Source organism: Campylobacter lari (genome assembly GCF_004357905.1).
In the GTDB taxonomy this organism is placed as follows: domain Bacteria; phylum Campylobacterota; class Campylobacteria; order Campylobacterales; family Campylobacteraceae; genus Campylobacter_D; species Campylobacter_D lari_D.
Genome location: NZ_SMTT01000005.1, coordinates 116,122 through 133,747, shown reverse-complemented (window position 1 = coordinate 133,747; position 17,626 = coordinate 116,122). Strand labels below are relative to the sequence as shown.

17 protein-coding genes are annotated in these 17,626 nt (G+C 30.8%); 10 read left to right on the top strand and 7 right to left on the bottom strand.

Translation table 11 applies throughout. The annotated features are described in order from the left end of the window. The coding region (locus E2O22_RS05375) for a PDC sensor domain-containing protein (RefSeq protein ID WP_279433539.1) at positions 1-981 on the bottom strand (981 nt) is incomplete at its 3' end. 244 nt (positions 982-1,225) lie between these two features. Further along, positions 1,226-1,822, bottom strand: a complete 597-nt coding sequence (locus E2O22_RS05370; RefSeq protein WP_133319569.1) for a peroxiredoxin — start codon at positions 1,820-1,822, stop codon at positions 1,226-1,228. Between the two features lie 186 nt (positions 1,823-2,008). Between E2O22_RS05370 and E2O22_RS05365 the strand changes: the two genes are divergently transcribed. The 6 genes from E2O22_RS05365 (at position 2,009) to E2O22_RS05340 (ending at position 5,342) form a co-directional block, all read left to right on the top strand. Next, on the top strand, positions 2,009-2,293 hold the full coding sequence (locus E2O22_RS05365) for a ferredoxin, 4Fe-4S (protein WP_039619165.1): 285 nt from the start codon (positions 2,009-2,011) through the stop codon (positions 2,291-2,293). Between the two features lie 156 nt (positions 2,294-2,449). Further along, positions 2,450-2,863, top strand: coding sequence for a nucleoside-diphosphate kinase (gene ndk / locus E2O22_RS05360; protein ID WP_133319568.1), 414 nt, complete (start codon positions 2,450-2,452; stop codon positions 2,861-2,863). After that, positions 2,863-3,216, top strand: a complete 354-nt coding sequence (locus E2O22_RS05355; protein WP_133319567.1) for a DUF177 domain-containing protein — start codon at positions 2,863-2,865, stop codon at positions 3,214-3,216. Before ndk ends, E2O22_RS05355 begins: the two co-directional genes overlap by 1 nt. 14 nt (positions 3,217-3,230) lie before the next feature. Continuing rightward, on the top strand, positions 3,231-3,377 hold the full coding sequence (gene rpmF, locus E2O22_RS05350) for a 50S ribosomal protein L32 (protein ID WP_012662034.1): 147 nt from the start codon (positions 3,231-3,233) through the stop codon (positions 3,375-3,377). 5 nt (positions 3,378-3,382) lie between these two features. Continuing rightward, complete coding sequence (gene plsX, locus E2O22_RS05345; RefSeq protein WP_133319566.1) at positions 3,383-4,372, top strand: phosphate acyltransferase PlsX; 990 nt, start codon at positions 3,383-3,385, stop codon at positions 4,370-4,372. Continuing rightward, positions 4,359-5,342 carry a beta-ketoacyl-ACP synthase III gene (locus E2O22_RS05340; RefSeq protein WP_133319565.1) on the top strand — a complete coding sequence of 328 codons (984 nt, stop codon included), beginning with the start codon at positions 4,359-4,361 and terminating at the stop codon, positions 5,340-5,342. Before plsX ends, E2O22_RS05340 begins: the two co-directional genes overlap by 14 nt. Positions 5,343-5,360: 18 nt before the next feature. Here E2O22_RS05340 and motB read toward each other — a convergent pair whose 3' ends face one another. The 3 genes from motB to polA are packed head-to-tail and all read right to left on the bottom strand — an operon-like array spanning position 5,361 to position 9,530. Beyond that, the gene (motB, locus tag E2O22_RS05335; protein WP_133319564.1) at positions 5,361-6,095 is read right to left on the bottom strand and encodes a flagellar motor protein MotB; all 735 of its coding nucleotides are present in this window, start codon (positions 6,093-6,095) and stop codon (positions 5,361-5,363) included. Positions 6,096-6,104: 9 nt separating this feature from the next. Continuing rightward, positions 6,105-6,878: a flagellar motor stator protein MotA gene (gene motA / locus E2O22_RS05330; protein WP_133319563.1), complete on the bottom strand. Its 774-nt coding sequence runs from the start codon at positions 6,876-6,878 to the stop codon at positions 6,105-6,107. 12 nt (positions 6,879-6,890) lie between these two features. Next, on the bottom strand, positions 6,891-9,530 hold the full coding sequence (gene polA, locus E2O22_RS05325; RefSeq protein WP_133319562.1) for a DNA polymerase I: 2,640 nt from the start codon (positions 9,528-9,530) through the stop codon (positions 6,891-6,893). Positions 9,531-9,660: 130 nt separating this feature from the next. Between polA and E2O22_RS05320 the strand changes: the two genes are divergently transcribed. Further along, positions 9,661-11,013, top strand: coding sequence for an MFS transporter (locus E2O22_RS05320; RefSeq protein ID WP_243705651.1), 1,353 nt, complete (start codon positions 9,661-9,663; stop codon positions 11,011-11,013). Further along, the gene (locus E2O22_RS05315) at positions 11,013-12,017 is read left to right on the top strand and encodes a nucleoside hydrolase (protein ID WP_165955272.1); all 1,005 of its coding nucleotides are present in this window, start codon (positions 11,013-11,015) and stop codon (positions 12,015-12,017) included. Before E2O22_RS05320 ends, E2O22_RS05315 begins: the two co-directional genes overlap by 1 nt. Here the strand turns inward: E2O22_RS05315 and E2O22_RS05310 are convergent. Continuing rightward, positions 11,973-12,416, bottom strand: coding sequence for a YqaA family protein (locus E2O22_RS05310; RefSeq protein WP_133319560.1), 444 nt, complete (start codon positions 12,414-12,416; stop codon positions 11,973-11,975). The genes E2O22_RS05315 and E2O22_RS05310 overlap by 45 nt on opposite strands. A 275-nt stretch (positions 12,417-12,691) precedes the next feature. On the opposite strand from E2O22_RS05310, the gene trpB reads away from it, so the two are divergent. Then, positions 12,692-13,867, top strand: a complete 1,176-nt coding sequence (gene trpB / locus E2O22_RS05305) for a tryptophan synthase subunit beta (protein WP_133319559.1) — start codon at positions 12,692-12,694, stop codon at positions 13,865-13,867. Between the two features lie 18 nt (positions 13,868-13,885). Here trpB and uvrA read toward each other — a convergent pair whose 3' ends face one another. Continuing rightward, positions 13,886-16,708 (bottom strand): excinuclease ABC subunit UvrA, encoded by a 2,823-nt coding sequence (gene uvrA, locus E2O22_RS05300; protein WP_133319558.1) that lies wholly within the window; start codon positions 16,706-16,708, stop codon positions 13,886-13,888. A 158-nt stretch (positions 16,709-16,866) separates the two neighbouring features. Between uvrA and E2O22_RS05295 the strand changes: the two genes are divergently transcribed. Then, the gene (locus E2O22_RS05295) at positions 16,867-17,580 is read left to right on the top strand and encodes a DUF4198 domain-containing protein (protein WP_133319557.1); all 714 of its coding nucleotides are present in this window, start codon (positions 16,867-16,869) and stop codon (positions 17,578-17,580) included. The last annotated feature ends 46 nt before the right edge of the window (positions 17,581-17,626 follow it).

The window sequence follows — 17,626 nt, the reverse complement described above, 5'->3', positions numbered from 1 at the left end:
GTTAAGGCCGGTAGTTATAACTGCTATAGGTTTTAAGTTTTTAATAATAGCAAATCTTACTAAGATTAAAGCTACAATAATAGCTATTAATGCAATAATAACTTGTTGGAATAAAACTTTATTAACTGCATCAGTATATACAGATTCATCTGTAATAGAACATACAATGTATTTTGGATTTAAAGTTTGATTACAAGTTGCAACTTGTGTTTTGCCTGCACCATCTTTAGCATAAAATAAGGTATCTTCTTTACTTGGATCAATTAAATCAGGCTCTGCTTTAATAGCATTTGCTATATTAATACTTAAGTCAGTTTTAGTAAGCATTTTATCTTTATCTTCGTGGAAAATTACCATACCTTCTTTATCATATACTGCTGCATAGGAGCTTTGAGAATGCCCTATAGCTAAAACATCTTTAGAAAAAGTATGTAAATTATAATCACCTCCAACTACCGCTAAGAGTTTTCCATTAGCATAAACAGGAATGGCATAAGTAATTCCTATTTCTCCTGTTGTTACAGATTTATATGGATCAGTTGTTATAAATTTTCTAGCTGCTTTAGCTTCTTTATACCAACCTCTATTTTTAGTATCATAACCCTTTGATAAATCAAGTACTTGACCATCTGATTGATAATTTTTGCCACTATCTTCAAAACCAACATAAACTAGCTCAAACCCAGAAGTTTTTGCAGCTAGTTTGAGAATTTGCATAATTTGTTCTGAAGGCATATTTAAATTACTAGAAAATTGCTCTGCTAAAGATTCTATAGCTAATCTTTTAGTTTTTCCATAAAAATCATACAGAGCATTTGTATCCACCATATTGTTTACTTGTATTTCTGTTAGTAAATCAAAAGTACTATTTTTTGAATTAAAATAACTGACTAAATTAATCAGTATTACAATAGAAACTACACCTACACACATTATCCATATAAGCTTTGAAGATAAGCTCTTAGAAAATGAAAAAACCATAACAGCTCCTTAAAATTTTGTAGTAAATTTTTATACAACGATTATCATGCTATTAATACAATAAAATGACAACAAAATAATAAATATATAAAATAAAAAGTAAATTATTTATTACATGATGTCCTAGTTATAATATTTTAAAAGCATTTATCAAAAATGTATATTAATCAGTATATTTTGAGAGTATTGTAACTTTATAACACAATTTATGCTAAGCTGAAAGAAAAACTTTCAGCTTAAAAAATTATAATTTATTTTCGTTTTTACTTAGATAATCAGCAACACCTTTAGGGTCAGCCTTCATACCTTCATCGCCTTTATTCCAACCAGCTGGGCAAACTTCACCATGTTCATTAGTAAATAACATAGTATCAACCATTCTAATCATTTCATCAATGTTTCTTCCAAGTGGTAAGTCATTTATAACTGCATGGCGGATTGTTCCATCAGCATCAAGCAAGAAAGAACCTCTTAAAGCAACTGCTTCTTCAAATAAAACATCAAAATTTCTAGCAATTTGTTTTGTTAAGTCGGCTACTAAAGGAAATTTAACTTGACCTATACCACCTTGATTTACAGGCATATTTTTCCAAGCAAAGTGAGAGAATTCGTTATCGCAAGATACACCAATTACTTCAATACCTCTATCTTTAAAATCTTGATATCTTTTATCAAAAGCAATAATTTCAGAAGGGCAAACAAAAGTAAAATCTTTTGGATAGAAAAATACTACTGCACCTTTTGGTCCTATATTTTTATAAAGATTAAAATCTCCAACTATTTCATTATTACCTAATACAGCAGGTGCTGTAAAATCAATAGCTTTTTTAGTTACTATCATCGTTTATCTCCTAATTAATAAATTTTATTTGTAACAAAATAATATCATTTGTAAATTTAAAAATTTATTAATTGTGTAAATTTGTATGTAAATTAATTTTATTATCAAAATTAAAAGATTTTAAGAATAAAATTAAGACAATTTTGATAATCTTATATTAAACTTTTAATATTTAAGGAGTAAAAAATGGCAGTTAAAATTACTGATATTTGTATAGCATGTGGTTCTTGTATAGATGAATGCCCAGTAAGTGCAATCGTAGATGATGCAAATAACCCTGAGGGCGAAGATAGATATTATGTTTATGCTGATAAATGTGTTGAATGTGTAGGACATAATGATCAGCCAGCATGTGCAAGTGCATGTCCAACTGATGGCTGTATTGTATGGAGCGATGTAGTTAGTGGTCAACCAAGTCGTGATAATATCGGAAGCGATTTAAGAGATGGCTCAACTCCGGTATTTGCTTAATTAGTACCCAATACAAGCATCTTTCTAGTATTTAAGATGCTTGTAGCTTCTTCATTTTATAACTCAAAATTACAATTTTTATATAAATTTAAAGCATTTTTTGATATAATTAGCTCTTTTATAAACATAAAACTTATCTAAATTAAGGGGACGATTTTGGAAAAAACACTTTCTATTATTAAACCTGATGCAGTAAAAAAAGGCGTTATTGGTCAAATTTTAACACGCTTTGAAAGCAACGGTCTAAGAATAGCGGCTACAAAAAAAATACAGCTTTCAGAAAAAGAAGCACAAGAATTTTATGCTGTACACAAAGATAGACCATTTTTTAAAGACTTAGTTGAATTTATGATCAGTGGTCCGGTTGTGGTTTCTGTTTTAGAAGGCGAAAATGCTATGTTAAAAAACAGAGAATTAATGGGTGCTACAAATCCAAAAGAAGCGGCTCCTGGTACTATCAGAGCAGATTTTGCAGATAGTATTGATGCAAACGCGGTTCATGGAAGCGATAGCTTGGAAAATGCAAAAATTGAAATAGAATTTTTCTTTTCAAAAACTGAAATTCTATAATGAAAATTGCCTTTGCAAAACTTAGCTCTGTAGCTTATCCTTTTAAACTAGATCTTGATAATATAGTTTTTGAAGGAACTATTACAAAAGTTAATCCAAAATTAGCTAAAATAACAGCTAATTTTAAAGGATTTACTTATAGAAATTGCGATCGATGTGGTAATGAAATGGAACTTGAAATCGATCAAAATATAGAGCTTTTTGCAAGCGATGGAATTTTTAAAGATGAAAATAATACTTTAAGTGATACTATGGAGTTTTTTGACTCTCATATTGACTTAATAGAGCTTGCTACAAGTGAATTACAATCTTACTTAAGTGATTATTTTTATTGTAATAAATGTTTAAATTAATAAAGGAGTAAAAAATGGCAGTACCTAAGAGAAGAGTGAGCAAAACTCGCGCAGCAAAACGCAGAACTCATTACAAAGTTACCTTACCTATGCCTATTAAGGATAAAGATGGTAGCTACAAAATGCCTCATCGTGTAAATCCTGTAACTAAGGAATATTAAGAACAATGACGAGCATTGCTATTGATGCAATGGGTGGTGATTTTGGGGAAAAACCTATTATAGAAGGTGTAATTCAAGCTCTAAAAGAGCGAAAATTTAAAGCCATCTTAGTAGGAGATCCTCAAAAGCTTAAAACCTTAATCCCTCAAGAATTAAACTCATATATAGAATATGAAGAGGCTTTTGATGTATTTGCTATGGAAGAAAATTCTACAGATGCATTAAAACGAAAAGATAGTACAATCTACAAAGCCATAGATTTAGTAAGAAATCAAAAAGCAAAAGCTGTTGTGTCAGCTGGACATAGTGGAGCTACTATGAGTTTGGCTACTTTAAGACTTGGAAGATTAGCCAATATCGCTAGACCTGCAATAGCCACTTTAATGCCAAATATCCATTCAAGAACATTAGTGTTAGATGTTGGTGCAAATGTTGATTGCAAAAGTGAGCATTTGTTTCAATTTGCCATTATGGGTGAAGCCTATGCTAAAGAAATTTTAAAAATTGCTAAGCCTAGAGTTGCTTTGCTTTCAAATGGTGAAGAAGAATGCAAAGGAAATGAGCTTACTAAAGAAACCCATCAACTTTTAAAGCAACTTTCAAATTTTGTCGGAAATGCTGAAGGAAGAGATATATTTAATGGCACGATAGATGTATTAGTATGCGATGGTTTTAATGGAAATATCTTACTTAAAACCGGCGAAGGTGTAGCAAGTGTTATTACAAAACTTTTAAAACAAGAAATTCAAAAATCTTTTTTAGCAAAACTTGGCTATCTTTTAGCAAAACCTGCTTTTAATGAATTAAAAACCCACATTGATTATGAAGAATATGGCGGGGCTCCCCTTCTAGGTGTGAAAGAATGTGTCATTATAAGTCATGGTAAAAGCGGTCCAAAAGCTATTAAAAATGCTATTTTTCAAGCATTAAATTTTACACAATCAAATATAAATCAAACTATAGAAAAAGAACTTGCCAATTATGAAATCAACTAAAGCTTCATTAAAAAGTATAGCTTCTTACATCCCCGAAAAAATACTTAGCAATAAAGAATTAGAATCTATGGTGCAAACTAGTGATGAGTGGATATTAAGAAGAACAGGAATAGAACAAAGACGCATAGCAAATGATGATGAAAACACAAGTGATCTTGGTACTAAAGCAGCTATCAAAGCTATACAAAGAGCGAATTTAAAACCTCAAGACATAGATGCTATTATTGTTGCTACTTTAAGTCCTGATTGCTTTACTATGCCATCAACTGCATGTAAAATTGCTCATAATCTTGGATTAAAAAACATCACTGCTTTTGACATTTCTGCAGCATGTTCAGGGTTTATTTATCTTTTAGAACTTGCTAAATCTATGGTTGAAAGCAAAACAAAGAAAAATGTTTTAATTATTGGAGCTGAAAAAATTAGCTCTATTATAGACTATACAGATAGAAGTATTTGTGTTTTATTTGGCGATGGAGCTGGTGCTGGAATTGTATCTTTAGATGATAATTATCCGATTATAGATACTCATACAGCAAGTGATGGGGAATTTGGAGATTTATTAATAACTCAAAGATCTCAAAAAAGTAGCATTTGCTCTCCTCTTTCTATGCAAATGAAAGGAAACGAAGTATTTAAAATTGCAGTAAATACTCTAAGTAATGATGTTATTGATATTCTTGCAAAAAATAATATAAAAAGTGAAGAAATTGATCTTTTTATACCTCATCAGGCTAATTTAAGAATTATTAAAGCCGTGCAAGAAAAATTAAATTTTGCAGATGAACAATGCGTGGTTACAGTGCAAAAATACGGTAATACTTCAGCAGCCTCAATACCTATGGCAATGAATGATGCTTATGAACAAGGTCGTTTAAAACAAGGTTCGCTAATATTGCTTGATGCTTTTGGCGGTGGATTTACTTGGGGTTCAGCATTGCTTCGTTTTGGCGGAGAAAATAACAAATAAGTTTATAAAGCTTATTTGTTATTTAAAAGTTTCTATTTGATCTAATACTGACTTTCTAACTTGATTGTCTGAAGAATCTACACGAATATAAAACTCTACCCTATTATTTATTTCATCTTCTTTATTTGTACTTAAAGGATAATTATCACCAAAACTTACAACTATAAGTTGAGTTGGATCGATTCCTTTAGCTATTAAATAATCAGCTACAACTTGAGATCTTTTACTAGCTAAATCAAAATTTCTCTTAGGATCCCGATCGCTTGCATCAGTATAACCTCTAAGTTCTATTTGAGCTTGTTTTGGCATTTTCTTGAGCACTTCACTAATACGCTTTAAAAAATCTTGTACATCAGCAGAATCAATCTGAATACTACCCCTAGCAAATTCAACTCTAGCTGGTAAATTTAAAACTATATTATTTTCTCTTTGATCTAATGCTGCTTTTAATTTTTCTATATTTTCTTGTTGAGTAATACTTAATTTCTTAAGTTTTTCAAGCTCTTCTACATTTGCATTTGAAGGTGCGCTATATTTATTATGCACTTCACTTTCTTTTTCTAAAGGACTAGAAGCAGTGAATTCAAAAATTTTAACAAATTCAGTTTTCAAGGCTTCAGTTTTTGCAGGATTACTTTCAGAAATCGCCCAAAGAGCAATAAAAAGCGCCAAAAGCAAACTTAAAAAGTCTGCATAAGGCACTGCCCATTTTTCACCTGCTGGACATTCTGGACATTTATGTTTTTTTCCCATTTTTAACTCTTATTTATCAAATTGAGAAATTCTAGGCTCATCATGACTTAAATAGTTAAATAACTTTGCCTCCAAATCTCTTGGATTAGCTCCTTCTGCAATGCTTACAATAGCGTGAGAAATAACTATTCTTTCCTTAATTAAATCATGTGAATTAGCTTTCATTTTATTACCCCAAGGCCCAAATAAAGCATAAGCACCAAAAATTCCCGTAACAGTTGCTGTAAAAGCTCCTGAAATACCCGCTGCCATAGCCTGTGGATCATCAAGTAGTTTAAGTGCCAAAATCAATCCAAAAACAGCGCCAACAAGCCCCATAGTAGGACAAGTTTCACCAAAGCGTATCCAATATTCTGCACATTCTTTATAATATTCTTCCATTTCTTCTACTTGAATTTCCATACTTTCTTTAATTTCTTCTACGCTCTTACCATCTACCATCATCATCATAGCTTCTTTTAAGAACTCATTGTCAATTTCATTAGTTTTTGACTCTAAAGCCAAAAGTCCATCTCTTCTTGCTATAACAGAGTATTCTACAAGCTCAGCTATTCTTTGACTTAAATTTACCCCCGAACCTTTAAAAACTACCTTTAATTCCTTATATGCACCTTTAACAATTTTTTTATGTGTAGAAGTCATTGCGCAAAAAGCTGCTGTAGGCACCACGATAATAAAAGACGCTAAGTGTAAAACATGCAAAGGGTTACCACCCTCTAAAATATCCCCTACAGAAATACTAACAACAGCTAATACCATCCCAAGTATGGTTGAAAGATCCATTAAACATTCTCCTTATTTTAATATACCCCAATTTTTGGCAATACTTGATGAAGTTTTTAATTTAACTTTTAATTTTACAATATTTTCCATAATATCACTAGCTTTTTTTGCAAAATCCTCACAAAGTTCATCTTTTACTTCAAAAATAAGCTCATCATGAATTTGTAAAATTAAGCGTTTATTTTCATCCAAATTTCTACTTATTTCTATCATTGCCAATTTTATTATATCGGCAGCTGAACCTTGAAGTATAGAGTTAATACTCTCTCTTTCATGCATTGCAATTTGCATAGGCTTTGCATTTTCAAAATCAAAATAACGCTTACGACCTAGCAAAGTACTTATAAAGCCATTTTGCTTAGCTTCATTTTTTACCTTTTCAAAATAAGTTTTAATACTAGTAAAATTCTCAAAATATTTTTCAATATATTCTTTAGCCAACTTTGCTTCTATTTTTAAATTTTGGCTCAAAGTCTTATAACCCATACCATAAATAAGACCAAAATTTATACTTTTAGCAATACTTCTTGTCTCATAATCACTATGGCCAAAAATCATAATAGCAGTTTTTGCATGAATATCCTCATCGTTTGAAAACGCTTCTAATAATTTCTCATCTTCACTAAAATGTGCTAGCATTCTAAGCTCAATTTGTGAATAATCAAGTGAGATAAAACTAAATCCTTCTTTTGCAATAAAGCAAGATTTATAATCTTTAGCATATTGACCATGTGCAGGGATATTTTGCAAATTTGGATCTTTTGATGAAAGGCGTCCAGTAGCTGTTCCTGTTTGCAAAAAACTTGAATAAATTCTTGAATTTTCATCTTTTTTAGCTAATTTTAACAAAGGTTCACAATAAGTAGAAACTAATTTTGCAAGCTCTCTGTAAGTTAAAATTTCTTTCACAATCAGATGGTTATCTAAAATAGTATTTAAAACCTTTTCATCAGTAGAATAACCTGTCTTACCTTTTTTACCACTTGGTAATTTTAATTTTTCAAATAAAATATCCCCTACTTGTTTAGGAGAGTTAATATTAAATTTTTCACCCGCTAAATCATATATTTTTTCACTTAGTATTTTAATATCTTGATTAAAACTTTGCATTAAGTTTTCAAGCTTTCGAGTGTCAAGTTTAATGCCATTATTTTCCATCATAATAAGCACTTTGATAAATTCAAACTCACTTTTTTGTGCAAGTTCAAATAAAGGCTTTTCTAAATTTTTTAAAAAATACAAATAAAATCTTAAAGTAATATAAGCATCTTCAGCAGCATATTTACAAGCTTTTTCTACATCCACTCCTGCAAAGTTTTCTCCTTTTTTTACCAAGTCTTCAAAATGTAAAGTCTCATAAGCAAACAATCTTTTTGCCAAATCATCCATATTTACACGCAAACTTGGCTCTTTAAGCCATGCAAGTATCATAGTATCAGCATAGTTTTTTGGAGGAAGTAAATTAAAATTATTTTTTATGATTTCAAAGTCATATTTAAGATTATGGCCTATAACCGTGCTTTGATATATTTTTTCTATACCCTTTTTAGCTACTTGCATAGAAATTTGCTTACAAACTCCTAAATAATCATGTGCAAGTGGCACATAAAAGGCTTCACTTTCATGAAAACAAAAACTAAACCCTACTATCTTAGCTTCTTTAGTATCCAAGCCCGTAGTTTCGGTGTCAAAAGCAACAATGCTTTGATCATCAATTTTTTCTAAAATTTCAAATAATTCTTTCTCATCTAAAATTAATCTTGCATTAAATCCTAAATTTTTATCTTTATTAGTAGGATTAGTGCGTAGTTTTTTTAACAAAGCATTTAATTCATAATGCTCTAAAATATCCATAATCTTAAACAAAGGCTCATCTTTTGGATACTCACAATTTAAAAGCATATCTTTTACATCTAAATTTTCATACAAAGAAGCAAGTTTTTTGCTTAAAAAGGCATTTTCTTTGCCTTCAAGCAACAAATTACGACTTCTCTCATTACGCACTAGTGTTAAGTTTTCATAAATTCCCTCAATACTTTCAAACTCATCAAGTAAATTCTTAGCACCCTTAGCACCAATTCCTTTTACCCCTGGGATATTATCTGAACTATCTCCACATAGAGCTAAAAAATCTCTTATTTGGCTAGGTTTTACCCCATATTTTTCCAAACACCCTGCTTCATTATAATCATTTTTTGAAATAGGGCTATAAATACTAACTTTATCATCTTTTATAAGTTGATATAAATCTTTATCTTGAGTGATAATTCTTATAAAAATATCCTTACTTTCACACTCTTTAACTAAAGATGCGATGATATCATCAGCCTCATATCCTTCGCAAGAAAAACTTGAAAAACCCATTTTTTCTATCATTTGAATGCAAATTGGAATTTGAGCTAATAAATCAGGCGGAGGTGGAGTGCGGTTGATTTTATAATTTGGATCAATTTCACTTCTAAAAGTTTTTCCTTTACTATCAAGAGCAAAAATAATCATATCACTAGGATGTTCATTTTTCAAACTATAAATAAAATTAGCAAAACCACTAATCATATTACTAGGCTCACCTTTTGAATTTTTCAACCCCTTTAAAGCATAAAAAAGTCTAAAGAAAAAGCCAAAAGTATCAATTATTGTTAAAGTTTTCATTTTTTTCCTATATTAAAAAATAATAATAATTATCGCCCAAAATTATTTAAAAGTCGGTAAAAAGTATTAAATTTCCATTTTAAGCATTTTAGTTACAATTATATTTTAAATTTAAAACAAAGGTTTAATCTTGCAAACAAAATCAATCGCGGATGAAAATTTTCAAACTCCACAAGGAAAAAAGGCATTTAAAAAGGCTGTATTTTCATGTTGGCTAGGAACTGCCATGGAATATGCAGATTTTGCACTTTATGGCTTAGCTGCAGCTACTGTTTTTTCAGAAGTTTTCTTTCCTGAACAAACTCCTGTTATAGCATTATTGCTTAGTTTTGTTACTTATGGTATAGGTTTTATTGCTAGACCTATTGGAGCTTTATTTTTTGGATATTTAGGAGATAAATACGGAAGAAAAAATGTATTAATGAGCACCATTGCATTAATGGGTATTTCAACTACTTTAATTGGTTTTATACCAAGTTATGCAGTAATTGGAATTTGGGCTCCTATATGTTTGGTTATTTTGCGTTTTATGCAAGGCTTTGGAGCAGGTGCTGAGCTTTCAGGTGGGACTGTCATGCTTGGAGAATATGCTCCTAGCAAACATAGAGGTTTAATCTCTTCTGTTATAGCACTTGGATCAAACAGCGGAACCTTGCTTGCAGCTTTCGTGTGGCTTTTAGTTACAAGTATGGATGATGCTAGTTTTAAAGAATGGGGATGGAGAATTCCTTTTATAGGAAGTATTTTTATAGCACTTTTTGCTGTTTATATGCGTTTAAATGTAAAAGAAACTCCTGTTTTTGAAAAACAAAAAGAATTAATGCTAAAAATTCGTCATGAAAATGAAGCACATATGAAAAAAGATGAAAGAACTTTTTGGCAGAAAAGTCGTGCATTTTGGACTATGGTGGGCATAAGAATAGGAGAAAATGGACCATCTTATCTTGCACAAGGCTTTATAGTAGGTTATGTAACTAAAATTTTACTTCTTGATAAATCAGTAGCCACAACTGCTGTTGTTATCGCTTCTTTGGTGGGATTTTTGGTTATACCTTTAGCAGGATATTTAAGCGATAAATTTGGAAGGCGTATTACTTATAGAACCTTTTGCTTGCTTTTAATGCTTTATGCTTTCCCTGCTTTTATGCTACTTGATAGTAAAAATGAAATTATTGTAATTTTAACTATCATTGTAGGTATGTCTTTAGCATCTTTAGGAATTTTTGGCGTACAAGCTGCGTGGGGTGTGGAGCTTTTTGGAGCAAAAAATCGCTATACCAAAATGGCACTAGCAAAAGAATTTGGCTCTATACTTTCAGGAGGAACCGCTCCTATGATAGCTTCAGCTTTGCTTGCTTATTATGGCACTTGGTGGCCAATAGCCTTGTATTTTGTTATCACTGCAGGAATTGGTTTTATCACAACTTTCTTTGCACCAGAAACTAGAGGTAGGGATTTAAATTTAATAGAAGATGCGATATGATACGCCTTATTTTAGATACTGATATAGGCAATGGAATAGCAGGGGCTAATACTGATGATGGTTTAGCCCTTGGACTTATTTTAGCCTCCAAAGAAATCAAACTTGAAATGATTAGCACTTTAAGTGGTAATGTGCAAGCTTTAACCGCTTATAGTGTTGCTAAAGATTTATTAAATAAGCTTAATCTAGATATACCTTTGTATTTAGGTGCTCATGAAGCTTTATGTGAAAATAGTCATTTTTGGAGACAAAGACTAGATAAAGGCGTAGAAGAGTTTAAGCTTACTCATCTTTGGGATCATATAAAACCTATAAAAATCTTAGAAAACATAAACCCAAATGCTTGTATGAAAATGGGTAAGCTTATTATGCAAAACCCAGGTGAAATTTCAATTTGTGCTATAGGGCCTTTAACAAATATAGCCATAGCTATGAAGCTTTTCAAAGACTTTGATAAAAATGTAAAAGAAATTTTTATCATGGGTGGGAGTTTTGATATGCCTTATCATATCAAAGATACAAATTTTGGCTTTGATCCTGAAGCTGCTAGTATAGTTTTAAACTCAAGAGCTAAAATCACACTTGTTCCTTATAATATAACAATGCAAACTATGCTCACGCATGAAGATTTAAATACTTTAGAAAATCAAAATCCACTTTGTGATTTTTTAGTGCAAACTTTAAGAGTTTGGATTGATTATGCAAGCAAAACAAGAGGCACAAATGGCACATGGATACACGATGCATTAACTATTGCTTATATGCTTGATCCAAATTTAGCAAATTTTGATGAGTATTTAGTAGATGTCATTTGTGATAGTACTTTTGCTAGAGGAAGCACGATAAGGTGTTTTAAAGATTCTAAAATGCCTATGAAAAATCATGAATTAAAAAACACCATAAAAGTTTTAAAAGATGTTGATAATGTTAGACTTTTAAATCTTTTAAAATCAAGACTTTTAAATGGAATTTGCTATGAAAATTACAAAAGCATAACGACTTAATTTACCCAAGGCTATAAAAATACTTGCTTTTAAAAAAGAATACTTAGCAAATCCAAGGCCTAGTGCAAAAAGATCTCCCACTATGGGTAAAAAAGTAAAAAAAGCATATAAAGAGCCAAATTTTTTAAAGTTTGCATTGATTTTTTCTAATTTACATAAAGAGTTTTTAAAATATTTTTCCAAAATTTGACTCTCTCCAAAATAAGCTAACGCATAGGTACTTAAACTACCCAAAGTATTCCCCAAGCTTGCTATAAATAAAACCATATAAGCATTAAAATCTAATTTCACAAAAGCAAGCACAAAAGCCTCGCTAGCCATAGGCAAAAGCGTGCTAGAGAGAAAACATACTACAAAAAGCCCTATATAACTTATATCATTATATAAAAAATCAAACATTATAAATTTTCTTAGTATTTATTTTATAAACTATCATTTTAAAGAATTTTTAATAATAATTATCTTAGAATGTAAAGTCATTTGGCAATTTTTTAAAAGGAAAAATTATGGAAAGGAAAAAATTTTCTAAACTAAATTTAGAATACTCATTTAACAAAGCTTCTTTTTCTTGGCGTTAAGCCTGCTACTACATTTTCAATCATTTTTATTTTACATTTTTAGTTTTAGTTGATCATTTTTTGATTTTAAATTATTAATCATTTTAAGGAAATACTATGAAAAAATATTATGGAAAATTTGGTGGGCAATTTGTGCCAAATGAAGTAAAAATAGCATTAGATGAAGTAGAAAAAGCTTTTTTAAAACTCAAAAAAGATAAAGATTTTAACACAGAATTAAAAGAACTCTTAGCTAATTATGTGGGAAGACCTACGCCTTTATACCATGCTAAAAATTTAAGCAAGCTTTATAATCATGAAATTTATTTAAAAAGAGAAGACTTAACTCACACAGGAGCTCATAAGATCAACAATGCCATAGCTCAAGCCTTAATGGCAAAGAAAATGAATAAGAAAAAAATTATTGCAGAAACCGGAGCAGGACAACATGGGCTTGCAACAGCTACTGCAGCAGCACTTTTGGGACTTGAATGTGAGATATTTATGGGGGCTATTGATGTAAAAAGGCAAGCCTTAAATGTCTATAAAATGGAGATTTTAGGAGCAAAAGTTCACGCAGTAGAAAGTGGAGGTAAAACTTTAAGTGATGCGGTAGATGAGGCTTTAAATTTTTGGATTAAAAATACCAAAGAAGTATTTTATGTAGTAGGAAGTGCAGTGGGGCCTTATCCTTATCCACAAATTGTTACGCATTTTCAAAGTATTATAGGTAAAGAATGCAAAATGCAACTTAGAAAATTAAATAAAAAAGTAGATTACATCATAGCAGCAGCTGGAGGTGGTAGCAATGCTGCTGGAATTTTTCATGCATTTTTAAAAGATGAAAAAGTTAAGCTTATAGGTGTTGAAGCAGCAGGTTTAGGAAAAGATACACCTTATCATGCAGCCACACTTACTAAAGGCGAAGAAGGTATTATCCATGGTATGAAAACTAAAGTTTTACAAGATGATAAAGGCAACATTGCTCATACTTTTAGTATTTCTGCTGGGCTTGATTACCCTGGCATAGGGCCTTTGCACGCATATTTGCAAGAAAGTAAAAGAGCAAGTTATCATGCTATTAGTGATGATGAGTGCATTAATGCTTTAAAATTATTATGTAAAGAAGAAGGTATTATACCCGCTATTGAAAGCTCACATGCATTAGCTTATTTAGAAAAACTTTGTCCGACTTTAAAGAAAAAAAGTGTGATAGTTGTAAATCTTTCAGGAAGAGGAGATAAAGATATGCAAAGTATTTATGAGTATAAAAAAGGTGAAATTTATGGTTGAAGAATAACTTCAACCAATTTATTTTTTTATGCTTTTTAGCTCTAAATTTAGATAATACCCTGTATAAGAACCACTTTTTTTATGATTTTTAGCAAGCTCTTCAACGCTACCTTTAGCTATAACCTTACCACCTTTAACTCCACCTTCAGGTCCCATATCAATGATATAATCAGCATTTTTAATCACATCTAAATTATGCTCTATCACAAACACACTATTTCCAAGATCAACTAAATGTTGCAAAACTACAATAAGTTTATTAACATCTTCAAAATGAAGTCCTGTTGTAGGTTCATCTAAAATATAAAGAGTTTTTCCTGTATCGCTTCTGCTTAATTCTTTAGCTAACTTAATACGCTGAGCCTCCCCACCACTTAAAGTAGTTGCATTTTGTCCTAAGGTAAGATAATCAAGCCCAACTTTTACCAAAGTATCAAGCTTTTGTTTTATCTTTGGCACAGAAGTAAAAAACTCACTTGCTTCAATAATACTCATATTTAAAACATCAGCTATGCTTTTACCTTTATATTTGATCTCTAAAGTTGCATCATTATATCTTTTACCATTGCAAACATCACAAGTTACCATCACATCAGGCAAAAAGTGCATTTCGATTTTAATCTCACCATCGCCACTACACTTTTCACATCTTCCACCTTTAACATTAAAAGAAAAACGCCCTGCTTTATAACCTCGCATTTTAGCTTCTTTGGTAGCTGCAAAAAGATTACGAATTTCATCCATAGCACCTGTATAAGTAGCGGGATTTGAACGAGGAGTCCTTCCTATAGGACTTTGATCAAGATAAATTACCTTATCAAGTTTTTCCAAACCTTCTATCTTAGCCCCACTTAGTTTTTTAACTTTTTTAGCACGGTTAAGCTCTTCTTTTGCAAATGGGAGCAAAGTTTGCAAGATTAGCGAGCTTTTACCACTTCCTGAAACACCTGTAATTGCTACTAAATTATGCAATGGAAAATCTACACTTAAATTTTGAATATTATTAATACTCACATCTTTTAAACTAATAAAATCTTTTTGTTCTCTGTGTTTTTGATGGGCAATTTGCTTTTTACCACTCATATAAAGGGCAGTTTGGCTTTTACTTTTTAATAATTCTTTATAAGTTCCACTAAATACAACTTCACCACCAAATTTACCAGCATTTGGACCAATATCTACGATAAAATCTGCTTCTTCTATTGTCATTTTATCATGCTCAACCACGATTAAAGTATTACCCTTTTGCTGAAGATTTCTTAAAGTTTTAATGAGTTTTGCTGTATCTCGCTCATGCAAACCAATGCTAGGCTCATCTAAAACATACATCACCCCACTTAAACCACTACCAATTTGAGATGCTATACGAATTCTTTGAGCTTCACCTCCACTAATTGTTCTTGCATCACGCCCTAAGGATAAATACCCAAGTCCTACATCATAAAGAAAAAACAATCTTTCATTAATTTCTTTAAAAATAGGCTTAGCTATCAATCTTTCTTGCTCACTCAAATATGCAAAATTAGCTTCTTTTGAAAAAAATGCAGTAGTATTTTCTATGCTCATATCTAAAATTTCACCCAAATTTTTTTCAGCAACTTTTACAGCTAAACTCTCAGCTCTTAAACGATGACCATTGCAATCTTTACAAGTTTTTTCGCTCATATACTCGCTTAAATCTTTTTCATCTTTTAGCATTTCATAAGCATATTTAACTGCACCTTCAAATTTGCGATTTAAGCGATGTCTTTTCCATAAAAAGTTAATTTCCTTGGCATTACCATAAAGTACTAGACGCTTTTCTTCTTCGCTTAGCTCATTATATGGAATTTTTACCCTTATATCATTTTGCTCGCAAAAGGCCATTAAAAACTTATAGTAATAACTTTTATTAAACCCATATAATAGCTTTACAGCTCCTGCTTCTAGGCTTAATTCTTCATTGATAAGCTTTTTCATATCTAGCGTATATCTTATACCAAGACCATCACAACTTGGACAAGCACCTTTTGGAGAATTAAAAGAAAAACTCAAAGGCTCAAGCAAAGGAAAAGAAATTTTACAATCAAAACAAGCATTATGCTCACTATAATGAAAATGTTTTGCTATGTTTAATTCTTCATTATTTAAAACTTCAATTTCCACTTCACCAAAGCTCTCACTAAGACCTTTTTCTATATCGCTTGCAAGTCTTGCCAACATATCATCTTGCACTTGGAGTCTATCTATCACAAGCTTTATTGTATGTTTTTTAGTTTTAGCAAGCTCAATATCCTCATCAAGACGCGTTAAAACCCCATCAATTTGTGCTCTAACATAGCCTTTTGCGACTAAATTTTCCAAAAGATCTGCAAAAGTTCCTTTTTTTTCTTTGATCAAAGGAGCATAAATGATGATTTTTGCCCCTTTTGGAAGCTTTAAGATTTCACCTACGATATCTGCTGCACTCATAGATGAGATTTTTTGGCCACATTGATGACAATGTTGTGAGCCAATCCTTGCATATAAAAGTCTTAAATAATCATAAATTTCAGTAATAGTCCCAACAGTTGATCGAGGATTTTTAGAAGTTGTTTTTTGATCAATAGCAATAGCAGGAGTTAAACCTTCTATTTTATCAACATTTGGCTTACCCACTTTATCTAAAAACTGCCTTGCATAAGCACTTAAACTCTCAATATAGCGGCGTTGTCCTTCTGCATAAAGTGTACCAAAAGCTAAAGTGGATTTACCACTTCCACTAAGTCCTGTAAAAACTATAAGTTTATTTTTAGGAATTTCTAGGTTGATATTTTTAAGATTATTCTCTTTAGCACCAATTATATTAATAGTATCATTCATAACTTTTCCTAAATATTTAAAAATAAATTTATGATTTTAACATAAGAAAAATTAAAATATTTTTCTTTTTTATAAAGGAAAAATTAAAATACATTCTTAAGTTTTATATAAATAAAAATATATATAATGATTATCAAAATTATTTTAAAGGAGAAAAAATGAAATTTTCAAAAATGGTGTTTTTGAGTTTTTTTATAGCAAGTTCTGCTTTAGCTCATCAATTCTTTCCTATGCAAACTAGCAATGGATATGAAGTAGGTTTTTGGGCTGATGATCACTGGGGACAATATCAACCTGATAGGGTTTTTGGTATAAGTGCAAAAGATTCTCAAGGAAAAAATTTAAAAGCTGGCTATGACTACGAAAATAACAAAATATTTATTGAGGGAAAACCTGCTGTTGCAAGTGTTAATTATGATTTTGGATATTACACATTTACAAAAGATGGAAAATATTATGCACAAAAAAGATCTGATATTACAGATATTACTGGTGCAAATGAAGTCACTCAAACAAGAAAAATTTTCAAAATGGGAAAAAGTATTTTTTCTTGGGATGAAGGTTCAAAAAAACCATTAGGATTAAAATTTGAAATAGTTCCTTTACAAAATCCTTTAACACTACATGAAGGAGATAAATTAAAACTCCAAGTTTTACTAGATGGAAGACCCGTAAAAGGAGTTGAATTTGAAGATCAAAATGATGATATCGACAACATAGTAACAAATGAAAAAGGTATAGCAACAATCACACTCACAAAACCAAAAGATGGTTTACAAATAATAGCTGCAAACATCAAACTACCATACAATCTAGACAGATATGGCGATACTTTACAATTGACAGCGACACTAAGTTTTAAATCTAAATAATTTCAAATTCTTAGTCAATAAAATTAATTTTTAATTGACTAAGAAA

Coding starts and splice junctions, on each gene's coding strand:
- E2O22_RS05370 (WP_133319569.1), bottom strand. CDS start 1,822: ATGATAGTAACTAAAAAAGCTATTGATTTTACAGCACCTGCTGTATTA.
- E2O22_RS05365 (WP_039619165.1), top strand. CDS start 2,009: ATGGCAGTTAAAATTACTGATATTTGTATAGCATGTGGTTCTTGTATA.
- E2O22_RS05355 (WP_133319567.1), top strand. CDS start 2,863: ATGAAAATTGCCTTTGCAAAACTTAGCTCTGTAGCTTATCCTTTTAAA.
- rpmF (WP_012662034.1), top strand. CDS start 3,231: ATGGCAGTACCTAAGAGAAGAGTGAGCAAAACTCGCGCAGCAAAACGC.
- plsX (WP_133319566.1), top strand. CDS start 3,383: ATGACGAGCATTGCTATTGATGCAATGGGTGGTGATTTTGGGGAAAAA.
- E2O22_RS05340 (WP_133319565.1), top strand. CDS start 4,359: ATGAAATCAACTAAAGCTTCATTAAAAAGTATAGCTTCTTACATCCCC.
- motB (WP_133319564.1), bottom strand. CDS start 6,095: ATGGGAAAAAAACATAAATGTCCAGAATGTCCAGCAGGTGAAAAATGG.
- motA (WP_133319563.1), bottom strand. CDS start 6,878: ATGGATCTTTCAACCATACTTGGGATGGTATTAGCTGTTGTTAGTATT.
- polA (WP_133319562.1), bottom strand. CDS start 9,530: ATGAAAACTTTAACAATAATTGATACTTTTGGCTTTTTCTTTAGACTT.
- E2O22_RS05310 (WP_133319560.1), bottom strand. CDS start 12,416: ATGTTTGATTTTTTATATAATGATATAAGTTATATAGGGCTTTTTGTA.
- trpB (WP_133319559.1), top strand. CDS start 12,692: ATGAAAAAATATTATGGAAAATTTGGTGGGCAATTTGTGCCAAATGAA.
- uvrA (WP_133319558.1), bottom strand. CDS start 16,708: ATGAATGATACTATTAATATAATTGGTGCTAAAGAGAATAATCTTAAA.
- E2O22_RS05295 (WP_133319557.1), top strand. CDS start 16,867: ATGAAATTTTCAAAAATGGTGTTTTTGAGTTTTTTTATAGCAAGTTCT.